We start from the raw sequence: 22,616 nt of genomic DNA, 5'->3' as shown, positions 1-22,616 counted from the left end.
AATGAGCCATGCTCGCTGCGGTGATCACCGAGTTCGGCGGACCCGAGGTGTTCGCCGTCGCCGAGCTGCCCGAGCCGGTGCCCGGTCCCGGCGCCGAGGTCGTCGACGTGACGCTGGCCGGGGTCAACTACGCGGACGTCCACCTGCGCCGGGGCGCCTCGGGCCGGCCTCCGCTCCCGGCCGTGCTCGGCGCCGACGTGGTGGGCCGGCTCCGCTCCGACGGCCGCCGGGTGGCCGCGCTGCTGCGCTCCGGCGGCGGATACGCGCAGGTGGCGGCGCCGCTGCGGCGCTACGCCGTGGACGTTCCGGACGAGGTCAACGACCAGCAGGCGCTCGCCGTCCTGGAGCAGGGCCTGACCGCCTGGCACTGCCTGCACACCCTGGGCCGGGTCGACGGCGACGACCGGGTCGTGGTGACGGCGGGCGCGGGCGGCGTCGGGAACCTCGCGGTCCAGCTCGCCCGGTGGGCCGGCGCCCGGGTGGTCGCGCTCGCCTCGTCCGCCTCCAAGCGCGAGGCCGCGCTCTCCCTCGGCGCCCACCTCGCCGTCGACTCACGACACCCCGATCTGGGTACGGCGGTGAGCCGTGCGCTGGGCTCCCCGCCGACCCTGGTGCTGGACGGTGTGGGCGGGAGGACGTTCGACCAGCTCCGGGCGGCGCTCGCGCCCTTCGGCCGGATCGTCGCGTACGGCGAGGCGGACGTCTCCGCTACCGTGCCGGTGGACGACCTCATGACCGCCTCGACGGGCGTCCACGGCTTCCGCCTCCAGCGCGTCCTCGACGACGAGGAGCTCTACCGCTCCAGCGCCGCCCGCCTCTTCCACCTGGCCGGCCGCGGCGTCCTGCGCGCCCGGATGGGCGGCCGCTACCCGCTGAGCGCCGTCGGCCAGGCCCACGCCGACCTGGAGAGCCGCACCACCGCGGGCAAGCTCCTCATCGACGTGCGCCGCCTCACCTGATTCCGGCCCGTATCGACCAGCGCCGGCGTCCCCGCACCCGCGGCACCCGCCGCAGATCTTGGCCGCCCGACCACCGATTCCGGTTGCCAAGCGTTCAAGATCGCCCAAAACGGGGCCAAACGTCCAAGATCCCGGAACCGGGAGGCCGCCCCTCCACGCCCGCCCGCCTACATCCGACCAGCCGCGTCCCGTCCCGCTACCGCCGGCCCCGCCCCTCCCATTCTCGATCTTGGACGTCTGGCTACCGATTTCGGTGAGCAAACGTCCAAGATCACGGAAGTGGTGAGCAAACGTCCAAGATCACGGAAGTGGTGAGCAAACGTCCAAGATTGCGGAGGGCGGAGGGCGGGCGTTCGAGATCTTGGGGACGCGGAGGGCCGGCGCCGGTGATCGACCAGGGGTGTCGTCAGGAGATGCAGGCGCAGACGATCAGGGCCGCGCCGAAGTGGGACGCCGCGCTCACCAGCGCGCCGCCGTGGCGCTCCGGCGTGCAGATGACCTCGCCCAGTTTGCCCGGGGTCATCCAGTCCAGGACCAGGAACGCGAGGCCCATGATGCCGATGCCCACGAGACCGAAAAGGACCGTCGAGGCCAGGCCCTGGCCGAACGAGTCGTAGCTCGTGAAGATGGCGGTGAACACGATCGCCGCGATGCCCAGCTGGTTCGCAGCGAGCAGCAGGGACGCGTTGGGGTTGCGCTCGACGAAAATCAGGTCCTTGAGCTTGCCGGGCGTGAGCACGTCGATCAGCAGGTAGCCGATCGCCATCAGGCCGATGCCGACCAGACCGAAAACGATGCTCCGCCCGGCGCCTTCAAGCAGGTCTTCCAGCACGGCTTCTCCCTTGTCGCACGATGTCAGCACCCGACCGTAGCGGAGACGATCTACCACGGCGAAACGCACGGCCGAACTTTTCCTCCGGGCCGGGCTGTGACACATTCTCGCGGTCCGGCGCTGTAACCACGGGAGCCCGCCTACCCGGCGGTTCCGGACAGCGCCGGGCGGGGTCGGCGCTCATACGGGGATGGGCGGAGGTCGCATGCCGGCATCGGAGGAGCTCGACGCTGTGGTGCGTGCCGCGCAGGCCGGCGACGAGAACGCGTTCCGGCAGCTCTACCGCCTGCAACAGCCGGCTCTGCTGCGCTATCTCCGGGTGCTGGTCGGCGAGGACGCCGAGGACGTCGCGTCGGAGGCGTGGCTGCAGATCGCCCGTGACCTGCGCCGGTTCAAGGGTGACGGGGACGGGTTCCGGGGCTGGACCGCGACGATCGCCCGGCACCGCGCCATGGACCTGCTGCGCGCCCAGCGCCGGCGTCCGCAGCCGTCCGGGCCGGCCGACGACCACCTGGCCGAGGTGCGCGCCGACGACGACACCGCCGAGCGCGCCCTCGAGCTCGTCACCACCGACGCGGCGCTGGCCCTGATCGCGACCCTGCCGCAGGAGATGGCCGAGGCCGTCATGCTGCGCGTCGTGGTGGGGCTCGACGCCAGGACGACCGGGCGGATCCTGGGCCGGAGCGCCGGCGCGGTCCGCACCGCCGCCTATCGCGGACTGGGCCGGCTCGCCCAGCGCCTCAACGTCCCTGAGCAGCGCAAACCACCGCCGGTGACACATCTGGCGGCCTCGGCGCTGAAGGAGATGGGATGAGCAGCCAGGAGAGAGGAGGCCCGATGGACCGGAAGACCGCGGAGAGTCTGCTGGCCGATCTCCTTTCCGCGGCGAAGGCGCCGGGCACCGAGCGGGAGCTGGCCGGGGAGGCCGCCGCGATGGCCGCGTTCCGGGCCGCCGCCCACTCCCCCGCGCCCGCTCGCCGGGGCAACCCGCTGCTCAAGCTGCTGACCGTCAAGGTCGTGGCGGTGGCGTTCGCGACCACCGCGACCGTGGGCGGGGTGGCGCTCGCGGCGTCGACCGGCGCCCTGCCCAACCCGATCTCCGCGCCCTCCTCGGCCGAGCCGTCGCCCTCGCCGCCGGCCGCCACCTCGCGCTCCCCGCACGCCGAGCCGTCCCGCACCCCGCCGCAGGGGACGGGAACGGAGACCGAGAGGGAGGCCGAGCCGCACCGGTCACTCGGCGAGCTGTGCCGCGAGTTCGGCGAACGCGACCGGGACGGACGCCGCCGTGCCCTCGACGACGACCGCTTCGGCGACCTCGTCCGGCGGGCCGGCGAGAAGGACCGCGACCGGGTCGAGCGATTCTGCTCCGGCCTGCGCCGCCCGGCGGCCGGGCCGAGCGGGAGCGTCAGACCCGGCTTCGGTACGCCGCGCCAACCGGATTCCGACGACGACCGCTACCCGGGCGACGGTCATGAGAACGACCGGGACAGGGCCCGGGAAAGGGACCGTTACCAGGGCGGATGAGACCGGCACCCGGTGGATCGGATCAGGGGAACGGGCGGTCCATCGGGTGCCTTGAAAGGTCGGCTGACAACGGGGTACGCCCCCACCCCAGCGCAGGCAGCCGAACCAGCCGGGCGGCGGTGATCCTCACTCTCCACGGGGAGGATCGCCGCCGCCCGGCGTTCACGATCTCAGAGCGCGCCGAGGTAGCGCTGGCGCTCGTACGGCGTGACCTCGCGGCGGAACTGCTCCCACTCGGCCCGCTTGTTGCGCAGGAAGAAGTCGAAGACGTGCTCGCCGAGCACCTCGGCGATCAGCTCCGAGCCGGCCATCACGTCGATCGCCTCGGAGAGGTTCTCCGGCAGGGCCTCGTAACCGGCGGCCTTGCGCTCGGCCGGCGAGAGCGACCACACGTCGTCCTCGGCGCCCGGGGGAAGCTCGTAGCCCTCCTCGATGCCCTTCAGGCCGGCGCCCAGCATGACCGCGAAGGCCAGGTACGGGTTCGCCGCCGAGTCGATCGAGCGGACCTCGACGCGGGCCGAGCTGGGCTTGCCGAACGCCGGGACGCGGACCAGCGCCGACCGGTTGAGGTGGCCCCAGCTCACGAACGCCGGGGACTCGGTGATCCGGTCCGGCAGCTGGAGCGGGAAGAGCCGCTTGTACGAGTTGACCCACTGGTTCGTGATGGCCGTGTACTCGCGGGCGTGCACCAGCAGGCCGGCGATGAACGAGCGGGCCGTCTTCGACAGCTTCTGCGGGTCTTCCGGGTCGTAGAAGGCGTTGCGCTCGCCCTCCATCAGCGACAGGTGGGTGTGCATGCCGGAGCCGGGCTGGTCGGTGTACGGCTTCGGCATGAAGGTGGCCTTCACGCCCTGGGAGAGCGCCACCTCCTTGACCACGTGCCGGAACGTCATGATGTTGTCGGCCGTGGTGAGCGCGTCGGCGTAGCGCAGGTCGATCTCCTGCTGGCCGGGCGCGACCTCGTGGTGGCTGAACTCGACCGAGATGCCGATCCGCTCCAGGGCCAGCACGGCCTGGCGGCGGAAGTCGCGGGCGATCGCGTGGGTGGTGTGGTCGAAGTAGCCGCCGCTGTCGACCGGGACCGGCACCGAGCCGTCGTTCTCGCCGTCCTGGATCAGGAAGAACTCGACCTCGGGGTGGGTGTAGAAGGTGAAGCCCTTCTCGGCGGCCTTGGCGAGGGCGCGGCGCAGCACGTGGCGCGGGTCGGCCCAGGCGGCGCTGCCGTCGGGGAGCAGGATGTCGCAGAACATCCGGGCGCTCTCGCCGCTGACGCCGCCCTCGAACGGGAAGACCTGGAAGGTGGTCGGGTCGGGCATGGCGACCATGTCGGACTCGTAGACCCGGGCGAAGCCCTCGATCGCCGAGCCATCGATGCCGATGCCCTCTTCGAACGCCGACTCCAGCTCCGCCGGGGCGACCGAGACGCTCTTGAGCGTGCCCAGCACGTCGGTGAACCAAAGACGGACAAAACGGATGTCGCGCTCCTCGAGCGTCCGAAGCACGAACTCCTGCTGTCGGTCCACTTCCACCCCTCGTGCCGTATCGATCCTGTCCGCCGAGACTACGCTGCGCACGGCCTGTGACGTCGGCCCGGGTCGCGATCCAAAGGGCGTGACACGGGGAACAATATGGGCCATGCCCACGCTGCGCATCGCCCTTGCTCAAGTGAACTCGACAGTCGGTGACATTCACGGCAATGCCGAGGCGGTACGCCGCTGGTCGCGCGAGGCGCACGACGCCGGCGCGCACCTGGTCGCCTTCCCCGAGATGATGCTGACCGGGTACCCCATCGAGGATCTGGTCTTCCGGAACTCCTTCGTGGCGGCCTCCCGCGACGCCCTCCGGAAGCTCGCCGCGGACCTCGCCGGCGACGGCCTCGGCGACCTGGCCGTGGTGGTCGGCTACGTGGACGCCGACGGGCCGGCGCACACCAGCTCGGACGCGGTCGCCGGGAGCGGCCGGCGGGACGCCTCGGCGCTGCTGCACGGCGGCCGGGTGGTCGCCACCTACTTCAAGCACCACCTGCCCAACTACGGGGTCTTCGACGAGGACCGGTACTTCGAGCCCGGCACGTCGCTGACCGTGGTACGGCTCGGCGGGGTCGACGTCGCGCTGACCGTCTGCGAGGACATCTGGCAGGCGGGCGGGCCGTTCACCGCGGCACGCCGGGCCGGCGCCGGGCTGGTCGTCAACATCAACGCCTCACCGTACGAGCTGAACAAGGACGACGTGCGCCTGCCGCTCGTGCAGCGCCGGGCGGCCGAGGCCGGCGCCACGGTGGCCTACGTCAACGCGGTGGGCGGCCAGGACGAACTGGTCTTCGACGGGGACTCGATGATCGTGTCCCGGGACGGCGAGCTGCTCACGCGTGCGGGCCAGTTCAGCGAGGGTCTCCTCGTACACGATCTGGATCTGCCCCTCGCGGACGCCGCGCCGAACGAGGCTCGCGAGACCGATGCGGCGAAGCCGCGAGTCGAGCAGTCGATCCCGGACGAGATGACCATCGAGAGGGCCGAGGTCGCCCTGACTGCCGGGATCTCCGGCAGGAGGGAGGGCGGCATCGCCGAGCGCATCGAGGACGAGGCCGAGGTCTGGGCGGCCCTGACGCTCGGATTGAAGGACTACGTCAACAAGAACCGGTTCCGATCGGTCATCCTCGGCCTCTCCGGCGGCATCGACTCGGCAGTGGTCGCCGCCATCGCCGTGGACGCCCTGGGACCGGACCGCGTCTTCGCCGTCTCGATGCCCAGCGGCTACTCCTCCGAGCACTCCAAGGACGACGCCGCCGAGCTGGCGAAGCGGACCGGCATCGACTATCGGACCGAGCCGATCCAGCCGATGGTCGACGCGTTCCTCGCGAACATGTCCCTCTCCGGCGTCACCGTCGAGAACCTCCAGGCCCGGGTCCGCGGCGTCATCCTGATGGCGCTCTCGAACCAGGAGGGGCACCTGGTCCTGACCACCGGCAACAAGAGCGAGCTGGCGGTCGGCTACTCGACGCTCTACGGCGACTCGGTCGGCGGGTTCAATCCGCTCAAGGACGTGCCGAAGACCATGGTGTGGAAGCTCGCGCGCTGGCGGAACACCCGGGGTGGCGCACCCATCCCGGAGAACTCGATCACGAAGCCGCCGAGCGCCGAGCTGCGCCCGGACCAGAGGGACTCGGATTCGCTGCCGGACTACGAGGTGCTCGACCCGATCATCCGGGGTTACGTCGACCACGACCTCGGCCGGGACGCGCTGATCTCCCAGGGCAACGACGCGGCCCTGGTGGACCGGGTGCTCCGGATGATCGACCTGGCCGAGTACAAGCGCCGGCAGTCCGCTCCCGGCACCAAGATCTCGGGCAAGGCGTTCGGCAGGGACCGTCGCCTCCCTATTACGAACTCATTTCGAGAAGGCCTGTGAAAACCTCCACTGACCTCTGACTTTTCGGGTGTCCCCGGTGCGACCATTTGCGGTACCCGGGGACCGCATCCGAGCGGCCTCGAGGGAAGGAGATTTGCGAAATGTCTGAGATTCCCACCTTGTACGGCGGCCCGCCGACCCGTCGCGTCCGCACCCGCGACCTGATCGCCGCGAAGGTCCGCGGCGACCGCTGGCCGATGCTGACGTCCTACGACATGTACACCGCCTCGATCTTCGACGGGCAGGGCGTACCGGTCCTCCTGGTCGGCGACTCGGCCGCGAACAACGTCTACGGCCACGAGACCACCCTGCCGGTCACCGTCGACGAGATGCTGCCGCTGGTCAAGGCCGTGGTCCGGGCCACCAAGACCGCACTGATCGTCGGCGACCTGCCGTTCGGCAGCTACGAGGAGGGGCCCACGCAGGCCCTGCGCACCGCGGTCCGCTTCATGAAGGAGGGCGGCTGCCACGCCGTGAAGCTCGAGGGCGGCCGCCGGATGGCCCCGCAGATCGAGGCGATCACCGGCGCCGGCATCCCGGTGATGGCCCACATCGGCTTCACCCCGCAGCGCGAGCACACCATCGGCGGCTACCGCGTGCAGGGCCGGGAGGACGAGGGCGCCGAGGTCATCGCGGACGCCCGGGCGGTCACCGAGGCGGGCGCCTTCGCGGTGGTCCTCGAAATGGTCCCCGGCGACGTCGCCAAGCAGATCACCAAGGAGCTGCCGATCCCGACCGTGGGCATCGGCGCCGGTCCGGACACCGACGCGCAGGTGCTGGTCTGGCAGGACATGGCCGGCCTGCGTACCGGCAAGGCGCCCCGCTTCGTGAAGCGCTACGCCGATCTGGCCGGTGCCCTCTCCGAGGCCACGCGGCAATTCGCCGCGGAGGTCAGGAGCGGCGAGTTCCCGGCCGCGGAGCACACCTTCTGATTCGTACGGGGGACCGGGTGCGCCCGGTCCCCCGTCAGTAGTGGCCGTTGTTCTGGAAATACGTCCAGGCCCCGCACGGTGTCTTGTACCGGCCCTTCACGTACCCGAGACCCCACGTGATCTGGGTCGCCGGGTTGGTCCGCCAGTCCGCGGCGACCGAGCCCATCTTGCTGCCCGGCAGCGCCTGCGGGATGCCGTACGCGCCGGAGCTGCGGTTCTCGGCCCGGTAGTTCCAGCCGCTCTCCTTGTTCCACAGCTGGTTCAGGCAGGGGAACTCGGCGATCCCGAACCCCTTCTCCAGCATCAGGGTGCAGCCGATCGCGCGGCTGCCGCTGAACTCCTTGCACGAGCCGGGGATCGGCCCGTTGAACGGAACCGGGCCGGCGCTCGCCGCCTTCTTCTTGGCGATCCGCTTCTTCTCCAGCGTGCGCGCCTCACCGGCGGCCCGCTTCGCCTCGGACGCGGCCTTGCCGGCGGCCTCGTTCTCGGCCTGGCGGCGCATCGCGCGGGCGGCGGCGTGCTGGTTCTCCCGCTGCTTGAGCAGCTGCATGTCACCGGCCTCGACCTGGGAGAACGCGACGGCGGCGGTCGCCGTGTCCTGTTGCCGCCCGAGGTGGACGCCGCCGGCCAGACCGGCGAGCAGCAGCGCCACCGAGGCGGTACGCGCACCCACCGTGGTCAGGGCTCGATTCACCGTGCATCCCCTCGTCGCTCTGCGGATCGATTGATCGCAGAGACTACGACGAAGCACGGCCCATCGCTGTGCAGCGATGGGCCTCGGTGTGGCGCCGATCACATCAGGACTTCTCGAAACGGACCGTCCGGGTCGCCGGGTCGGCGGCGGTGAGCTTCACCCGGATCCGGGTGCCGAGCGGCAGATCGCCCTGGCAGCGGGCCCGGACGGCCGGCTCGTCGATGGCGATCGTGCCCTGCGGCGGCCGCTTCTCCGACGGCCCCTCGCGATCCAGCACCGCCGCCTCGAAGATTTCACCCACCCGATGCTCCAGCAACACCGCCTCGGCGAGATCGATCGCGCCGCGGTCGGCGGCCGAAGCGGCCCGGTCGGTGGCCGACATCGTCTTCGGCAGGTCGGGGAGGGCGTCGCGGGCCCAGTCCGGGATGGGCCGGTTCTCGTGCAGGGCCAGGCAGATCTCGGTGGCGTAGCGGTCGGCCAGCCGTCGCAGCGGCGCGGTGACGTGCGCGTAGGGGGCGCCCACGCCGCCGTGCCCGGTCAGTTCGGGAAGGCCTTCCCCGTCTCCCCTATCGGACATTTCCGATTTGTCGGGCAGGTCGAATGCCGTGTAGGCCGCTCCCCTCAGCAGATCCGCGGCCTGCTCCAGGAACGCGGCGCCCCGCGGGTTCGCCGGATCCACCGAGCCGACGACCGCGCCCACCGAAGCGCCGTCCGGCCACGCGATCCCGAGCGGCGCGGCGGCGGCCCGCAGTTTCTCGACGGCCTCCGGTTTCGGGGCGGGCATCGTCCGCAGCAGCCCCACCCCGCCCGCCAGCATGATCGCCGCCGCGGCCATGCCGGTGAGCAGCGAGATCTGGGCGTTGTGCTCCTCCACCGGCAGCGGCGCCCGCAGCACCAGCCGCCATCCGTCGCCGTCCCGCTCGACCTCCTGCGACGGCAGCGGAAGGTTCACCGCGCCCCGGTCCGCCGCCCGCCGTGCCAGCAGTGTCCCGATCTCCGGCAGCAGCACGAGCGACTCCGGCGCCGAACCCGCGTCGATCTGCTGCTGCACGGTCGCATAGTCCAGCTTGGCCCGGCTCCGGACCCGCGCCCGCTCCAGCGCGACGGCGACGGTCGCCCCCTCCGCGTCCAGGTCGATCGTCCACACCACGGCGGCACGGTCGGCGTCCGGGAGCAGGCTCACCGCGCCTTCACTGAGCACCGGCGGGTGCAGCGGGACACGGCCGTCGGGCAGGTAGACGGTCTGTCCCCGTACCCAACTCTCGGCCGCAACCGCCCCACCTGCCCGGACGAACGTGGCGACATCCGCGATCGCATAGCGGACGCGGTAACCCCCACCTTCCCGCCGGCTCAGATGCATGGCCTGATCGAGATCCCGCGACGAAGCCGGATCGATCGTCACAAACGGCACGTCCGTCTGATCGTTCTCGGGCAGAGGCGTGGACCTGGCCGCCTCCTCCGCCTCCGCGAGCACCCCGCCCGGAAACTCCTCGGGCAGGCGCAACTCCCGCCGCAACCCGGAGAAGTCGATCTGCGGCGCAATGACCTTCTTGATCGGCACCCGACATTCCTATCAGGCCCCGCCACGCAACCGGGCCACGCCGATTCGGCGTGGCCCGCGCTGGTCCTTCTTTCAGCTACCGCTTGCGCCCAACCCTTGCCGGGGTACGGCCGGAGCTCCCGCCCGCATTCGCCCCCGTAGCGCGAGTCGTGCGCGAGGCCTTGGCGTTGCCGGCCGGACTGCCCGCCTTGGCAGCAGCCGACTTGTTGGCGGCAGTACGCCCGACTGTTCCGGTCGAAGCCTTCGGCTTGGCGGCCCGAGAGTTGGCAGCCTTGGCTTTGGTCGCCGTGGCTCTGGTCGCCGTGGCCTTGGTCGCGGTCGCCTTGGTGGCGGTCGCCTTGGTCGCGGTCGCCTTGGCAGCCGTCTTCTTGGCCGCGGTCGCCTTGGCGGTGGCCTTGGCAGCGGTGGCCTTGGTCGCGGTGGTCTTCGCAGCCGTAGCCTTGACCGCCGCCTTCCTGGCCGGAGCAGCCTTGGCGGTGGTGGCCTTGACCGCAGTCTTCTTGGCCGCGGTCGCCTTGGCAGTCGTAGCCTTGGTCGCCGTGGCCTTCGAAGCCGTCGCCTTGACCGCCGTCTTCTTGGCCGGAGTCGCCTTGGCAGTGGTGGCTTTGGTCGCCGCCTTCTTGGCAGCCGTGGCCTTGGCAGTCGTGGCCTTGGTCGCCGCCTTCTTGGAAGCCGTCGCCTTAACCGCCGTCTTCTTGGCCGGAGTCGCCTTGGCAGTGGTGGCCTTGATCGCCACCTTCTTAGCCGGAGCAGCCTTGGCATTCGTGGCCTTGGCCGTGGTGGCCTTGGCAGTCGTGGCCTTGGCCGTGGTGGCCTTGGTCGCCGCCTTCTTAGCGGTCGTGGCCTTGGTCGCCGTGGCCTTGGTCGCCGTGGCCTTGGTCGCCGTTGCCTTCGAAGCCGTCGCCTTGGCAGCCACCTTCTTAGGCGCAGTCGCCTTGGTAGCGGTCGCCTTGGTCGCCACCTTCTTGGCCGCAGTCGTCTTGCCGGCCGCAGCCTTGGTCGCGGTCGCCTTCGTCGCAGCAGCCTTGGTCGCGGTCGCCTTACTTGCCTTCGCCGCCGCGGTCGGCTTGGTGGCGGTCGACTTAGTGGCGGTCGACTTTGCGGGGGCGGCCGGCCGCGCTGTCTTCTTGCCGCTCACCTTCTCGGCCTTGCCCGCTCCCGCAACCGCACCCGCAGTCGACTTCGTCGCGGAACCGGAACTGCCGCGGGTCGCCTTGGCAGCCGGCGCACGAGTCGCCTTCGCGGCCGTCGCACGAGTCGCCTTCGCAGCCGGCGCACGAGTCGCCTTCGCGGCCGGCGCACGAGTCGACTTGGCAGCCGGCGTGCGGGTCGTCTTGGCGGCCGGCTTGGGCTCCGGGGCCGGCACCGATCCGGCGCTCTCGGCGGTCACCCCGGCGGGCGAGACCGGTTTGACGGAGGCTCGGCCCTGGGCCACCTTCGCCCCGGCGGTGCGGGCCGGGCCGGCCTTGGCCACCCGGGCTCCGGTGGGACGGGCCGCCGGTGAGGGCACGCCCGCGATGAACGCCGTACTCACCGAAGCGTCGAAGTCGTCCGGCACCTGGGCGATCTCGGAGACCTCGGGCAGCGACGACGAGGCGGCTACGTCGGACCGGCCGGATTCCTCGTCCTCGAACCGGTCCGCGTCCGCGTCCTCGTCGTCGTCGGAGGTGGGCGGCTCGCCGGCGTCCGGACCGTTGCCGCCCCTGCCCACCGCGTCGAGGTCGGGGCGGTCCGAACCCCACTGGTCGGAGCCGGCTGCGGGGGTGGCCGATCCGGCGTTCGACGGGAACCACTTGCCGACGAAAGGTACGTCCTCGACCTGCGCCGGGTCGATCTCGTCCATCTTGCGCAGGTCCTCGGTGGAGACGGTGACCTGACCCTTGCCGGGTGCACCGCTCAGCGCGGCCGCGACCCGCCGCGCGGCGGCCGGCCGGGCGGCGGTCGTCTTGGCCCGCCCGGAACGCGCGGCCGGAACCACGGCGCCCCGCACGGCCTTCGGCGCGGCAGCCTTCGGCGCGGCAGCCTTCGGCGCGGCAGCCTTCGGTGCGGCGGGCTTCGGCACGGCGGCCTTCGGCGCGGCGGGCTTCGGCACGGCGGCCTTTGCCGCGGCGGCCTTCGGCGCCTGCTTCTGCTTCACGACGGAAGGTTTCGCTGCGGCGGTGGTCCGGCTCGCCGGGGGTACGGCCCGAGCGCCCTTGGCAGCGGCCCTCTCCACCGACCGGACCGCCTGCTTCGGAGCGACCGGCTTGGCAGCAGCAGCCTTGGTCCGGGCAGCGGGCTTGGCAGCCACAGACTTCGCAGCGACCTTGGCCGAAGCGGTTTTGGCAGCAGCGGCCTTGGCGACCGGCCGAGCAGCAGCCTTGACCTTCGCGGCCGCCGAAGCCTTGGAGACGACGGCCTTGGAGGAAGCCTTGGAAACAACGGCCTTGGAAGAAGCCTTGGAAACAACGGCCTTGGAGACGGCCGCCTTGGAAGAAGGAGCAGCGGCCTTCTTGGAAGCCACGGCCTTCGAGGCAGCGGCAGAGGCGGAGGCAGCACGCGGCTTCGCACCGGCCACCTTGGACACGATCGCCTTGGAAGCAGCCCCCCGAGCCGGCGCCTTGGCAGCGACCGCCTTGGAAGAAGCGGCGCCCTTGGAAGAAGCAGCCTTGGAAGAGGCAGCGGGCTTGGCAGCGGCAGAACCGCGCGCGGCCGCACCACGCGCGGCCGGCGCGGCCGCCGCACGGCCTCCCCCACCCCCACGGGCGGACACAGCAGGTCTCATCGTCGCCTTTTTGGCAGCGGGCATCGAGGTGTTCCTCCTTGCGAATGACTGCGGGCACGTCTGCGCCTGGAGAGGGCATTCACTCCGGCATGGACAACGAGCCATCGACCGGAGAGGTCCGGACGGATTTAGCTGGCTTCCCCTGTCCAGCGGGCATCCTCGGCATCCCATTCGGCATTGCGCTTCTCGACCGTGTCGAGTGCCCGCGTCGCTTCGTCCGCCGTGGCGTAGGGACCGAGCCGGTATTGGGCGGGACACACCTGGTCGCCGCTCTCAACCCGGTGGTCGCGGAGGCACCAGAAGTAGCCTGCTCCGCCGAGCCCACTGTCGTTCATTCCATCACTGTGCCGCCAAAACCGGCCATGCGCTACCGATTCGGGCAAAAAGTCCCAAATTTCCATGCAAAAAAGGCACCGCCCCACAAGGGACGGTGCCTTTGCCGCGAAATCAGCGCAGGAAACGCGAAATCAGCGCAGGAAATCAGCGCAGCGAAGCGGCCACCAGCTCGGCGATCTGCACGGCGTTGAGAGCCGCGCCCTTGCGCAGGTTGTCGTTCGAGATGAAGAGGGCCAGACCGTTCTCCACGGTCGGGTCCACCCGGAACCGGCCCACGTAGGACGGGTCGCGGCCGGCCGCCTGCAGCGGGGTCGGCACGTCGGACAGCTCGACGCCGGGTGCGCCGGCGAGCAGCTCGCGGGCCCGCTCCGGGGACAGCGGCCGGGAGAAGCGGGCGTTCACCTGGATCGAGTGGCCGGTGAAGACCGGGACCCGCACGCAGGTGCCGGACACCAGCAGCTCGGGCAGATCGAGGATCTTGCGGCTCTCGTTGCGGAGCTTCTGCTCCTCGTCGGTCTCGCCGCTGCCGTCGTCGACGAACGAGCCGGCCTGCGGGATCACGTTGAACGCGATCGGCTTCGGGAAGACCTTGGTCTCCGGGAACTCGACGGCGGAGCCGTCGTGGGTGAGCTCGGTGGCCCGGTCGGCCACCTTCTTGACCTGCTCGTCGAGCTCGGCCACACCGGCGAGCCCGGCGCCGCCGACCGCCTGGTAGGTGGTGGCGACGAACGCGACGAGGCCGGCCTCGTCGTGCAGCGGCCGGAGCACCGGCATGGCCGCCATGGTCGTGCAGTTCGGGTTGGCGATGATGCCCTTCGGCCGGTTGGCGGCCGCGTCCGGGTTCACCTCGGCGACCACGAGCGGGACGTCCGGGTCCATCCGCCAGGCGGAGGAGTTGTCGACGACGACCGCGCCGGCCTCGGCGACGCGCGGGGCGTATTCCTTGGAGCCGCCCTTGCCCGCCGAGAAGAGCACGATGTCGAGACCGCGGTAGTCCGCGGTGGCCGCGTCCTCGACGGTCACCTCGCCGGAGCCCCACGGGAGCGTGCGGCCCGCGGAACGCGCCGAGGCGAAGAGACGGAGCTGGTCCACTGGAAACTGGCGCTCGGCCAGGATCCGGCGCATGACGGCACCGACCTGTCCCGTCGCACCCACGATGCCGATCCTCATGGACAACAAAATACGGCCTGAACTGCGAACCAAGAAATCTTGTTGTTCACTATGTGAGATTGCTGTCTCAAAAGTAGAGACAGCGGGTCTAGCTTCGAGGGCATGGCGACGTACACACACGGGCATCACGAGTCGGTCTTGCGCTCGCACCGCTGGCGCACCGCAGAGAATTCGGCGGCCTACCTCCTGCCGCATCTTTCCTCCGGAATCTCGCTGCTGGACGTCGGATGCGGTCCCGGCACCATCACGTCCGACCTCGCGACGCGGATCACACCGGGCCGGGCCACCGCGCTGGAGCGCACCGCCGAGGCGCTCGATCTGGCCCGGGCCGAGGTGGGCCGGCGCGGCCTCGCGAACGTGGACTTCGCGGTCGGCGACGTGCACGCGCTGGACTTCCCGGACGACACGTTCGACGTGGTGCACGCCCACCAGGTGCTGCAGCACGTCGCCGACCCGGTGGCGGCGCTGCGCGAGATGCGGCGGGTCACCCGTCCGGGTGGCGTCGTGGCGGCCCGGGACAGCGACTACGCGGGCTTCCACTGGTTCCCGCTGGTGCCCGAGCTCGACGAGTGGCTGGCCCTCTACCAGCGCGTCGCCCGCGGCAACGGCGGTGAGCCGGACGCCGGTCGACGGATGCTGGCGTGGGCCCGGGAGGCCGGGTTCACCGACGTCACGGCGACGGCGAGCGTCTGGGGTTTCGCGACCGACGAGGACCGCCGGTGGTGGGGTGGCATGTGGGCGGACCGCATCCTCGAGTCCGAGATGGCCGAGACCGCCCTGCGCACCGGCGCCGCGACCGAAACTGATCTGCGCCGCATCGCCGCGGGCTGGCGTCGGTGGGCGGACGACCCGGACGGCTTCTTCGCGATCCCGCACGGCGAGATCGTCTGCCGCGCCTGAGGCGCCCGCGTCTTTCAAAGATCCACAGCCTTCGTACGCCGGAAGCACCGTAGATTCACCTGCACCATGGATGTGACGCAGACACTGCTGCTCGTCGTCGCCGGTTTCGCCGCCGGCGGCGTCAACGCGATCGCCGGCGGAGGATCGCTGATCACCTTCCCGACCCTGATCGCGACCGGCCTGCCCTCGGTCGACGCGAACGTCACCAACTCGGTGTCGGTCTTCCCCGGCTACGTCTCGAGCGTCGCGGGCAGCCGGGCCGACCTCGCCGGCCAGGGCGGCCGGGTGAAGCGGGCGCTGGTCGCCGCGGTGCTCGGCTCGGCCGCCGGGTGCGCGCTGCTGCTGCTCACCCCGGCCCGGGCGTTCGAGGTGGTGGTGCCGTTCCTGGTGCTCGGCGCGGCGGCGACGCTGGCGTTCCAGGAACGGCTGCGCGGCCTCGTCGGCCATCCCCGGCACATGTCGCCGCGGCGGGCCGCGCTCACCCTCCAGATCGTCGTCTTCGTCGGCGCTGTCTACGGCGGCTACTTCGGCGCGGCGCTCGGCGTCATGTACGTCGCGGCGCTCGCGCTGATCCTGGACGAGCCACTGAAGCGGATCAACGCGCTCAAGAACGTGCTGTCCGCGACGGTCGGCCTCGTCACCCTGCTGGTCTTCGCGGTCTTCGCGGACGTGCACTGGCTCGCCGTGCTGGTGCTCACGCCGGCCACGGTGGCGGGCGGGTACGCGGGGGCGAAGCTAGCCCGGCGCATGCCCGCCCGCGTGCTCCGGTACGTGATCGTCACGTTCGGCACGGCCATCGGCCTGCTGCTGTTTTACCGTGCCTTCCTCGGGTAGTTCGGCCGGAAGCCCGGCGGCGGGGGTGCGGTCCGCCGCCGGGCCGCCGACCGGCCGGTAGCCATCCGGCCGGGAGGAGAAGCCTTCGGGGATCCGGGCACGGGCAGCGTGCGCGACGAACTCGTTGCCCTCCGGATCGGCCATCAACCAGCTGTCGTCGCCGGACTGCCGGCCGCCGAGCCGGTGCATCACGATCGCGCCCACCGCGAGCAGGGCCTCCGGCCCGTCCTCGGTCAGCCGGACGTGCCATCGGATCCGGTTCGGCGCGCGTTTCGGCTCGGCCTCGTGCTGGAAGACCAGGAACTCCCAGGGGAACCCGGTCATCCCGGTGACGACCGAGGAGGCGCCCTCGTCGTGCACCTCGCCGCCGAGCAGGCGGCTCCACCAGTGCGCGAGCCGGTTCGGGCCGTGGCACCGGACCACCAGCTCGAACACTCCGGGCGGCCGGCCCTCGGCGGGCGGCCAGCCGGTGAACTCGTTGCCCTCCGGGTCGGCCAGCACGTACCAGGGGTCCGGACCGGGATGGTGGGTCACCGAGCCACCCGCCTCCAGGAGATCCTCCGGACCGTCCGCCCGCAGACGGACGCCGAAGTGGACCCGTGTTCTTTCGGAACGCGCCGGCACGCCCGCGGTCACCCGTACGATCGCTCGTGAATGATCAGTGAGCCGAGCCTGATCACCCAGCGCGACCCCCCAGAAGGCGGCGAGCCGCGCGGCGTCCGCCGCGGCGATGCTGACGCCCTCGATCGCATAGGTGATGTGCACACGGCGGCTTACCGGGGTGGGAGCCCGTCTAATCCTCGGAGGATCGGATTTACCCGAAAGGATGACGGCGGCATCCACCGATCATCCCCGTCCACGATGGCCTGTTCCGGCCCGGGAGATCAGCGGGCGCGGCGGATCAGATCCGGTGAACGCAGTGAGTATCCGATCCGCGAAACAGGAACGTGCGAGTTGCAGATCCGGGGTATAGCCCGCCGCGCGCGGCTCGTCGCCGATCCGGCCCTCCGGGGCCCGCTGGGGACACCGCGTGAGACGAGGATGGGCACGTCCGAGGCATGACGTGAGCGTGTCCACATCGGTGGTGAGGCTTCGACGTCGATCGCTGGAGCGGTGTGAGAATGTCGTCCGTTGACGTGCAAGTTGCACAACTCTTAGTGTCGGTGTCGTGACTGGGGGTGGACCCTTGAGGAAACGGGGCGACCTGGCCACGGGGGAAATGCTGACAAAGCATCCGGGATCGAGGAGCGCTCGATGACTGTCACGATCGGGATCAACGGGCTCGGACGGATCGGGCGAAGCTTGACCCGGATCGTGGCCGCCATGCCTCAGCCCGGCTTGGAGATCGCCGCGGTGAACGACATCGCGTCGACCGAGAAGCTGGCCTACGGGCTACGGCGGGACAGCATCCGGGGCTCGTTCCCGGGCACCGTCACCGCCCGGGGCGACTACCTGGTGGTCAACGATCACACGATCCGCGCCTACCACCACGAGCGCCCGGAGCGGATCCCGTGGGCCGAGGAGGGCGTCGACGTCGTCATCGAGGCGACCGGCCGGTTCCGGGCCGGCGCGGCGGCCCGCTCGCACATCACCCACGGCGGCGCGCGCAAGGTGGTGATCAGCGCGTCGGCCGACGACCCGGACGCGTTCCTGGTCTTCGGGGCGAACCACGACAGCTACGACCCGGCCGTGCACGACGTGGTCTCCCCCGCGTCGTGCGGCGTGAACGCGCTGACCGTGATGGCGAAGGTGCTGCTCGACCGGTTCGGCCTCGGGTCCGTGCACACCTCGGTCATGCTCGCGACCCAGGGCTGGCAGCGGGTGCAGGACACCGTGATCGGCACGTCCCGGGACGACCCGCGGCTCGGCCGGGCCGGCGCGGACAGCATCATCCCGCACAACCACGTGGTCGGCGACCTGGTCCGGGTGGCGCTGCCGGAGATCGGCGAGATGCGCTACAGCTACTACTGCGTGCCGACCCCGATCGGCTCGCTCGCCGAGATCTCCGGCCAGACCGACCGGCCGGTCACGGTCGAGGAGGTCAACCGGGCGATGGCCGAGGCCGCGGCCGGGCCGCTGCGGGGCATCCTCGCGTACGACCCCGACCCGACCGTCTCGATCGACGTGAAGAACAACCCGGCCTCCTGCCTCTTCGACCCGTCCGGGACGCAGACCACCGCGGACGGCGGCGTGAAGGTACGCGGCTGGTTCGACAACGAATGGGGCTTCTCGAACCGATTACTCGACCTCGCGAAGCTGGTGGGCGAGCGCTTACCCGTACCGTCGAGCCACGTGAGCTGGAGCGCGGCCTAGCCGCCCGCGCCGACGCGTGGGTCAGGCGGACTTGGGGCGGTACGCCCAGTGCCAGGTCTCGCGCGGCACGTTCTCCACGAAGCCGTAGTCCTTGGCGTGCCGGCGCATCCAGGTGAGGGCCTTCGCGTTCAGGTCGAGGTCGGTCGCCATGCCCCAGCCGTGCTCGCTGGTGCCGGGCTTCGCGGCCAGGCCGCCCTGGGAGTAGAGGCCCTTGCGGCGGGCCAGGTCGACCTGCTCCGAGTAGGGGCGGTAGGAGTCGGTGATGCCGATGTCGACGCCGTCGCGCTTGGCGTCCTCGATCATGCGGTTCAGGTTCTCGGCGGCGGGGGCCCAGAGCTTGTGTCCGGTCTGGCCCACCCGGCCCAGCGCCTCCTCGGGGATCTTGCCGTTGCCGTACGCGACCAGGTCCTCCGGCACGCCCTTGCTGTTCAGCTTGTAGACCTTGTCGGTGGCCGGCGTGCCCGCCGCCGACGTCATGGCCGACTGGAGCTGATTGGCGAACGCGGCGCCGCTCGTGGAACCGGGACCGGAGGTCGCCGTCCGCTGCTGGGTGGCGGTGGCCTGCTGCGTCTGCATCGCGATCATCCGGCTCTGGATGTCGGCGATGCGCTGGTTCACTCCCTCGATACCCACGTCAGAACCGTTCGGCTCCCGGGCGGAAACCTGAGGCCGCCGCCCGGGAAAGAAAGAAAATCTAGGAGGCCAGCTCGATCGTGTGCTGCGTGTGCGCCACCTTGGCCTGGAGATACCGGACATTGGCCGCCGAAGCGTGCACCCCGGTAGGCCGGACCGACCGCACCGAGATGCCGAGATCGCGGAGCTGCCGCGACTTGTCCGGGTTGTTGGTCAACAGATCGATTTCGGTCGCGCCGAGGGTGGTGAGCATCTGCGCGGCCGCCGTGTAGTCACGCTCGTCGTCGGCGTGGCCGAGCGCCCGGTTCGCCTCGTAGGTGTCCATGCCGAGGTCCTGCAGCGCGTACGCGTCGAGCTTCGCGTAGAGCCCGATGCCCCGGCCCTCCTGGCGCAGGTAGAGCAGGTAGCCCCCGGCCGTCGCGATCCGCTCGACGGCCTCCCGCAGCTGAGGCCCGCAGTCGCAGCGCTGGGAGCCGAAGACGTCACCGGTCATGCATTCCGAGTGCATGCGTACGAGGGGAGCCTGCGAGGAGGGGGACGAGACGTCGCCGAGCGCCAGGGCGAGGTGCTCCTTGCCGTCGGCCAGGCCGGTGAAGGTGATCACCTCGGCGGTGGTGCGGTAGCCATCGGCGAACTCGAGCGGAACGGTGACGCGCGTACGGACCGGCATGCTTTCTCCCCTGCACTTGATGCTTCAAGTCAAGTACGGATCGACCCGGCCGTGCGGTTCATGAGAGCGGGGAGGTTGCGGTTCCGATGTTGAGCTCGGAGGTGCTGTTCTTCCGGTTCGGCAGGATGTTGGTGATCAGCACGACGAGGCAGCCGATCGTCGCGTACAGGGCCAGGACCAGCAGGTGGCCGCCGATCGGGGCGTCCGGGAAGTAGAGGTTGTCGCGGACCGCCTGCACGCCGGCGCCGGTCGGCAGGTTCTCGCCGAGCCGCCGCCCGAAGGTGGGCAGGAACTCCGGGAGGATGCTGGCCCCGGAGATCACCGTGCCGATCGTGAAGTAGAAGATGCCGACCAGCGCGCCGGCCGGGCCGATCAGCGCCACCGCGCCGGCCGTCGAGCCGGTGATCGCCAGCGAGATCAACGAGAAGATCAGCAGCATCTCGGTCTGATTCGCGCCCTCGCCGACGTTGAACCAGCTCATCGACCAGAGCACCGCGGCGGCCGAGCCGATCGCGTAGAGGATCAGCAGGGAGAGGTGGAGGACGCCGCGCTTCCACGACCGGCGGGCCTTCGGGATGAGCCGGCCCAGACCCATCGAGGCGATCGAGCCGCCCAGCGACAAGGCCTGGGTGAGGAAGCCGAGCGAGACGCCGTTCACGTCGTCGGCCGGCAGCGGGACCACGTCGGTGACCGGGGGCGGCGTGATCAGCGCCTCCGCCTGGGCCACGCTCACCTCGGCGAGCGCGGCGAGCTGCTTCGCGGTCTGCTGCTGCATCACGCTGGTGTAGGTGGCCCTCAGCAGGGTGGCCGCCGAGGCGCCGGCCGCGCTCGCGACGTAGAGCATCGGCGTGTCCTCGGTGAGGTCGACGCCGCCGTACACGTCGCGCTCGCGGATCGCCGTGGTGAGCGCGTCCACCGAGCCGAAGTCCCGGACCGCGAACTTGTCCTCGGCCTCGAGCATCGTCCGGACCTGCTCGGCCGGCTCACCGGTGGCGACCAGGCCGACCGGCAGCCGGTGCGGCGCCGCCTTGTGCCCCATGCCCAGGTAGTAGGCGGTGAGCAGAAGCTGGACGAGCATCCCGATCACGCAGACCGCGAGCGCGAAGCGGCGGAAACTGGTCACCGTCCGAGCTTCGCAGCTCGGCTGGGCGAATCAGGCCAGATCGGACGGATTGGTGTTCGCCCCGCAGAGCAGGACCGCCACCCTCTCGCCGGCGGCCGGCTGATAGGAACCGGACATCAGAGCCGCATGCGCCGCCGCGGTGCCGTGCTCGACGGCGATCCGGTAGTCGTCCCAGAGCTGACGGCGCGCCTCGACGATCGCGTCGTCCGAGACGAGCACCGAGGTGATTTGTCCCGCCTTAGCCATTTCGAAGGCGATATCTCCGACGCGCCGTGCCCCCAGCGAATCGGCCGCCACTCCGGAGACCGGCACATCCACCGGCGAGCCGGCCTCCAGAGCGGCGTGCAACGCGCGCGAGGTGGAGGGCTCGACCGCGACGACGCGCACCGCAGGCCTCATCGCGGCGATCACCCCGGCGATCAGGCCACCTCCGCCGACCGCGACCAGCACCGTGTCGACCTCCGGCACATCGTCGAGCAACTCGAGGCCGATCGTCCCGTTCCCCGCCACCATGTCCGGGTCGTCATAGGCATGGCAGAAGAGCGCATCCGTACGGGACTGCGCCGCCGCATAGGCCTCGGCGTACTCATTGCCGGTCTGCACCACCCGCGCGCCCAGCTTGCCGAGCTTCGCGACCTTGACCGCCGGCGCCGTCACCGGCACGAACACCTCGGCCGGCACACCCAGCTCGCGCGCCGCCCAGGCCGCCGCGAGGCCCGCGTTCCCCCCGGACGCCGCCACGATCCCGGCGTCGGTGAGCTCGCCGCGGGCCGAGGCCGCGAGGATCCGGTTGAACATGCCCCGGGTCTTGAACGAGCCGGCGTGCTGCAGGTGTTCAAGCTTGAACCAGCGGTCCGCCCCGGCCGCGACCACCGGCGTGCGCCGAACCCGCCCGCCGATCCGACGAGCCGCCGCCCGCACATCCTCAACGTCGATCATGCAGAAGACTCTAGGCCGTGCCCCACGAGACACGGCGCGAGCAGACAGCTCAGCTGCCGAGCAGCTTCAGGTGGCGACCGGCGAGCGTTGCCGAATTTGGCTGTACTAGATCAAGGCGCCGCACACCCGCGGCGCGCGGCCCGGCCGCTGCCGCAGCATTCCTGACGCACGACAAGGCCGAGTGCTCCGGCGGGAGCGCTCGGGCTTCTGGGATGAGAGGGTGTCATCCCGACCACCGACGACCCAGGCGAAGCCGAGCAGACCTGCTCCTGGGCGCCGTGGGTCGACGGCGGACGGGATGACACGAGGGGGTAGCTCGGCGGACATCGTTCGGGCCAGGTAACAGGGCGAGAGAGAGTTGCCTCGCGTAATTAGCGGATCTTCGCGGGTCGGTGGCCTTAATGCTGAAGGCTAGGACCGCTTCTTCATCAAGGCCCACACGCTCACGATGGCACCCGCGCCGCCGAGCGCATTGATGTGGTGATCTACGAACTTCTCGACGTCGAAGGTGGGATCGGCCGCATGGAGATAGCTCGCCAGGTGCTGGACCACGGCAATAACGATGTAGCAAGCGGTCAAAATCGCCCACGCCTGCTTCAGATCCACAGCATGTGGCGCGGTTACTGCAGGACTGATCGTTGTCTCGGGCGCCGTAGGCGAAGCATCTGAGTTCCGCTCGGGTCGATCTACAACAGGCGTGCCAGCGAGATCGAGATCTACTCCGGCTGACGAGATCACATCGACAAGTTCCTGATGCAGGTGCGTGATTGCCCCAAGCTTGCTACTGAAGTCCAGGCGCGAATTTACTTTGGTGAGGACACCTTTGATCGCTTCTTGGGCCAGGCGACGGGTCTGTGGGCTGGAGAGGATCGACTCGGCGACCCCGTCGAGCTCGGAGAGGTCCATCTCGCCGACACGGGCACGCATGGCTTCTTGGGCCAGGCGACGGGTCTGTGGGCTGGAGAGGATCGACTCGGCGACCCCGTCGAGCTCGGAGAGGTCCATCTCGCCGACACGGGCACGC

The 22,616-nt window shown here is 70.6% G+C and carries 21 protein-coding genes; 8 read left to right on the top strand and 13 right to left on the bottom strand.

Annotated features, from left to right (window positions below; genetic code table 11):
• Positions 1–8 precede the first annotated feature (8 nt).
• Positions 9–959, top strand: a complete 951-nt coding sequence (locus AB0G10_RS19585; RefSeq protein WP_360923223.1) for a zinc-binding dehydrogenase — start codon at positions 9–11, stop codon at positions 957–959.
• 406 nt (positions 960–1,365) lie between these two features.
• Here the strand turns inward: AB0G10_RS19585 and AB0G10_RS19580 are convergent, their stop codons facing one another.
• Positions 1,366–1,791: a DUF350 domain-containing protein gene (locus AB0G10_RS19580; RefSeq protein WP_360924935.1), complete on the bottom strand. Its 426-nt coding sequence runs from the start codon at positions 1,789–1,791 to the stop codon at positions 1,366–1,368.
• 205 nt (positions 1,792–1,996) lie between these two features.
• Between AB0G10_RS19580 and AB0G10_RS19575 the strand changes: the two genes are divergently transcribed.
• Both AB0G10_RS19575 and AB0G10_RS19570 read left to right on the top strand, forming a co-directional pair.
• Positions 1,997–2,605: an RNA polymerase sigma factor gene (locus AB0G10_RS19575; RefSeq protein ID WP_360923220.1), complete on the top strand. Its 609-nt coding sequence runs from the start codon at positions 1,997–1,999 to the stop codon at positions 2,603–2,605.
• A 23-nt stretch (positions 2,606–2,628) separates the two neighbouring features.
• Positions 2,629–3,315 (top strand): hypothetical protein, encoded by a 687-nt coding sequence (locus tag AB0G10_RS19570; protein WP_360923217.1) that lies wholly within the window; start codon positions 2,629–2,631, stop codon positions 3,313–3,315.
• A 170-nt stretch (positions 3,316–3,485) separates the two neighbouring features.
• Here the strand turns inward: AB0G10_RS19570 and glnA are convergent, their stop codons facing one another.
• Entirely contained in the window at positions 3,486–4,838 is a 1,353-nt protein-coding gene (gene glnA / locus AB0G10_RS19565) for a type I glutamate--ammonia ligase (RefSeq protein WP_360923212.1), read from the bottom strand.
• 112 nt (positions 4,839–4,950) lie between these two features.
• On the opposite strand from glnA, the gene AB0G10_RS19560 reads away from it, so the two are divergent.
• The gene (locus tag AB0G10_RS19560) at positions 4,951–6,723 is read left to right on the top strand and encodes an NAD+ synthase (protein WP_360923209.1); all 1,773 of its coding nucleotides are present in this window, start codon (positions 4,951–4,953) and stop codon (positions 6,721–6,723) included.
• A 101-nt stretch (positions 6,724–6,824) separates the two neighbouring features.
• The gene (gene panB / locus AB0G10_RS19555) at positions 6,825–7,655 is read left to right on the top strand and encodes a 3-methyl-2-oxobutanoate hydroxymethyltransferase (protein WP_360923206.1); all 831 of its coding nucleotides are present in this window, start codon (positions 6,825–6,827) and stop codon (positions 7,653–7,655) included.
• A 34-nt stretch (positions 7,656–7,689) separates the two neighbouring features.
• Here panB and AB0G10_RS19550 read toward each other — a convergent pair whose 3' ends face one another.
• From AB0G10_RS19550 to AB0G10_RS19530, 5 genes are all read right to left on the bottom strand, one after another.
• A complete protein-coding gene (locus AB0G10_RS19550) occupies positions 7,690–8,349 on the bottom strand; it encodes a lytic transglycosylase domain-containing protein (RefSeq protein ID WP_360923203.1) in 660 nt (219 codons plus the stop codon).
• Positions 8,350–8,452: 103 nt separating this feature from the next.
• On the bottom strand, positions 8,453–9,910 hold the full coding sequence (locus AB0G10_RS19545) for an RNB domain-containing ribonuclease (RefSeq protein ID WP_360923200.1): 1,458 nt from the start codon (positions 9,908–9,910) through the stop codon (positions 8,453–8,455).
• A gap of 76 nt (positions 9,911–9,986) precedes the next feature.
• Entirely contained in the window at positions 9,987–12,476 is a 2,490-nt protein-coding gene (locus AB0G10_RS19540; protein WP_360923197.1) for a hypothetical protein, read from the bottom strand.
• Positions 12,477–12,802: 326 nt separating this feature from the next.
• Complete coding sequence (locus AB0G10_RS19535; RefSeq protein WP_360923195.1) at positions 12,803–13,075, bottom strand: hypothetical protein; 273 nt, start codon at positions 13,073–13,075, stop codon at positions 12,803–12,805.
• Positions 13,076–13,154: 79 nt separating this feature from the next.
• The gene (locus AB0G10_RS19530; RefSeq protein WP_360923192.1) at positions 13,155–14,180 is read right to left on the bottom strand and encodes an aspartate-semialdehyde dehydrogenase; all 1,026 of its coding nucleotides are present in this window, start codon (positions 14,178–14,180) and stop codon (positions 13,155–13,157) included.
• Between the two features lie 102 nt (positions 14,181–14,282).
• Between AB0G10_RS19530 and AB0G10_RS19525 the strand changes: the two genes are divergently transcribed.
• Positions 14,283–15,080 carry a class I SAM-dependent methyltransferase gene (locus tag AB0G10_RS19525; RefSeq protein ID WP_360923189.1) on the top strand — a complete coding sequence of 266 codons (798 nt, stop codon included), beginning with the start codon at positions 14,283–14,285 and terminating at the stop codon, positions 15,078–15,080.
• Between the two features lie 66 nt (positions 15,081–15,146).
• Entirely contained in the window at positions 15,147–15,914 is a 768-nt protein-coding gene (locus AB0G10_RS19520) for a sulfite exporter TauE/SafE family protein (RefSeq protein ID WP_360923186.1), read from the top strand.
• Here AB0G10_RS19520 and AB0G10_RS19515 read toward each other — a convergent pair.
• Positions 15,816–16,679: a VOC family protein gene (locus AB0G10_RS19515; protein WP_360923183.1), complete on the bottom strand. Its 864-nt coding sequence runs from the start codon at positions 16,677–16,679 to the stop codon at positions 15,816–15,818. The two genes, AB0G10_RS19520 and AB0G10_RS19515, sit on opposite strands and share 99 nt — an antisense overlap.
• Before the next feature lie 489 nt (positions 16,680–17,168).
• Between AB0G10_RS19515 and AB0G10_RS19510 the strand changes: the two genes are divergently transcribed.
• Positions 17,169–18,227 carry a type I glyceraldehyde-3-phosphate dehydrogenase gene (locus tag AB0G10_RS19510; RefSeq protein WP_360923180.1) on the top strand — a complete coding sequence of 353 codons (1,059 nt, stop codon included), beginning with the start codon at positions 17,169–17,171 and terminating at the stop codon, positions 18,225–18,227.
• Positions 18,228–18,248: 21 nt separating this feature from the next.
• On the opposite strand, the gene AB0G10_RS19505 is transcribed toward AB0G10_RS19510, so the two are convergent.
• The 5 genes from AB0G10_RS19505 to AB0G10_RS19485 all read right to left on the bottom strand — a co-directional run.
• On the bottom strand, positions 18,249–18,860 hold the full coding sequence (locus AB0G10_RS19505) for a M15 family metallopeptidase (protein WP_360923177.1): 612 nt from the start codon (positions 18,858–18,860) through the stop codon (positions 18,249–18,251).
• Positions 18,861–18,921: 61 nt separating this feature from the next.
• On the bottom strand, positions 18,922–19,530 hold the full coding sequence (gene ribA / locus AB0G10_RS19500; RefSeq protein ID WP_360923174.1) for a GTP cyclohydrolase II: 609 nt from the start codon (positions 19,528–19,530) through the stop codon (positions 18,922–18,924).
• A 58-nt stretch (positions 19,531–19,588) separates the two neighbouring features.
• A complete protein-coding gene (locus AB0G10_RS19495; protein ID WP_360923171.1) occupies positions 19,589–20,653 on the bottom strand; it encodes a hypothetical protein in 1,065 nt (354 codons plus the stop codon).
• Between the two features lie 30 nt (positions 20,654–20,683).
• The gene (locus AB0G10_RS19490) at positions 20,684–21,592 is read right to left on the bottom strand and encodes a threonine/serine dehydratase (protein WP_360923168.1); all 909 of its coding nucleotides are present in this window, start codon (positions 21,590–21,592) and stop codon (positions 20,684–20,686) included.
• A 411-nt stretch (positions 21,593–22,003) separates the two neighbouring features.
• Positions 22,004–22,616, bottom strand: a 613-nt coding sequence (locus AB0G10_RS19485) for a hypothetical protein (protein ID WP_360923165.1), incomplete at its 5' end; no start/stop codon positions are given.

Origin of the sequence: Actinoplanes sp. NPDC023714 (assembly GCF_040639855.1) — a bacterium.
GTDB lineage: Bacteria > Actinomycetota > Actinomycetes > Mycobacteriales > Micromonosporaceae > Actinoplanes.
The sequence above is the reverse complement of the archived record's forward strand: the minus strand, read 5'-3'. Positions and strand labels throughout refer to the sequence as shown.

Bases quoted from the DNA above. Each gene is read 5' to 3' on its own strand.
- AB0G10_RS19585 (WP_360923223.1), top strand. From the start codon at position 9: ATGCTCGCTGCGGTGATCACCGAGTTCGGCGGACCCGAGGTGTTCGCC.
- AB0G10_RS19575 (WP_360923220.1), top strand. From the start codon at position 1,997: ATGCCGGCATCGGAGGAGCTCGACGCTGTGGTGCGTGCCGCGCAGGCC.
- AB0G10_RS19570 (WP_360923217.1), top strand. From the start codon at position 2,629: ATGGACCGGAAGACCGCGGAGAGTCTGCTGGCCGATCTCCTTTCCGCG.
- AB0G10_RS19560 (WP_360923209.1), top strand. From the start codon at position 4,951: ATGCCCACGCTGCGCATCGCCCTTGCTCAAGTGAACTCGACAGTCGGT.
- panB (WP_360923206.1), top strand. From the start codon at position 6,825: ATGTCTGAGATTCCCACCTTGTACGGCGGCCCGCCGACCCGTCGCGTC.
- AB0G10_RS19535 (WP_360923195.1), bottom strand. From the start codon at position 13,075: ATGGAAATTTGGGACTTTTTGCCCGAATCGGTAGCGCATGGCCGGTTT.
- AB0G10_RS19530 (WP_360923192.1), bottom strand. From the start codon at position 14,180: ATGAGGATCGGCATCGTGGGTGCGACGGGACAGGTCGGTGCCGTCATG.
- AB0G10_RS19525 (WP_360923189.1), top strand. From the start codon at position 14,283: ATGGCGACGTACACACACGGGCATCACGAGTCGGTCTTGCGCTCGCAC.
- AB0G10_RS19520 (WP_360923186.1), top strand. From the start codon at position 15,147: ATGGATGTGACGCAGACACTGCTGCTCGTCGTCGCCGGTTTCGCCGCC.
- AB0G10_RS19510 (WP_360923180.1), top strand. From the start codon at position 17,169: ATGACTGTCACGATCGGGATCAACGGGCTCGGACGGATCGGGCGAAGC.
- ribA (WP_360923174.1), bottom strand. From the start codon at position 19,530: ATGCCGGTCCGTACGCGCGTCACCGTTCCGCTCGAGTTCGCCGATGGC.
- AB0G10_RS19490 (WP_360923168.1), bottom strand. From the start codon at position 21,592: ATGATCGACGTTGAGGATGTGCGGGCGGCGGCTCGTCGGATCGGCGGG.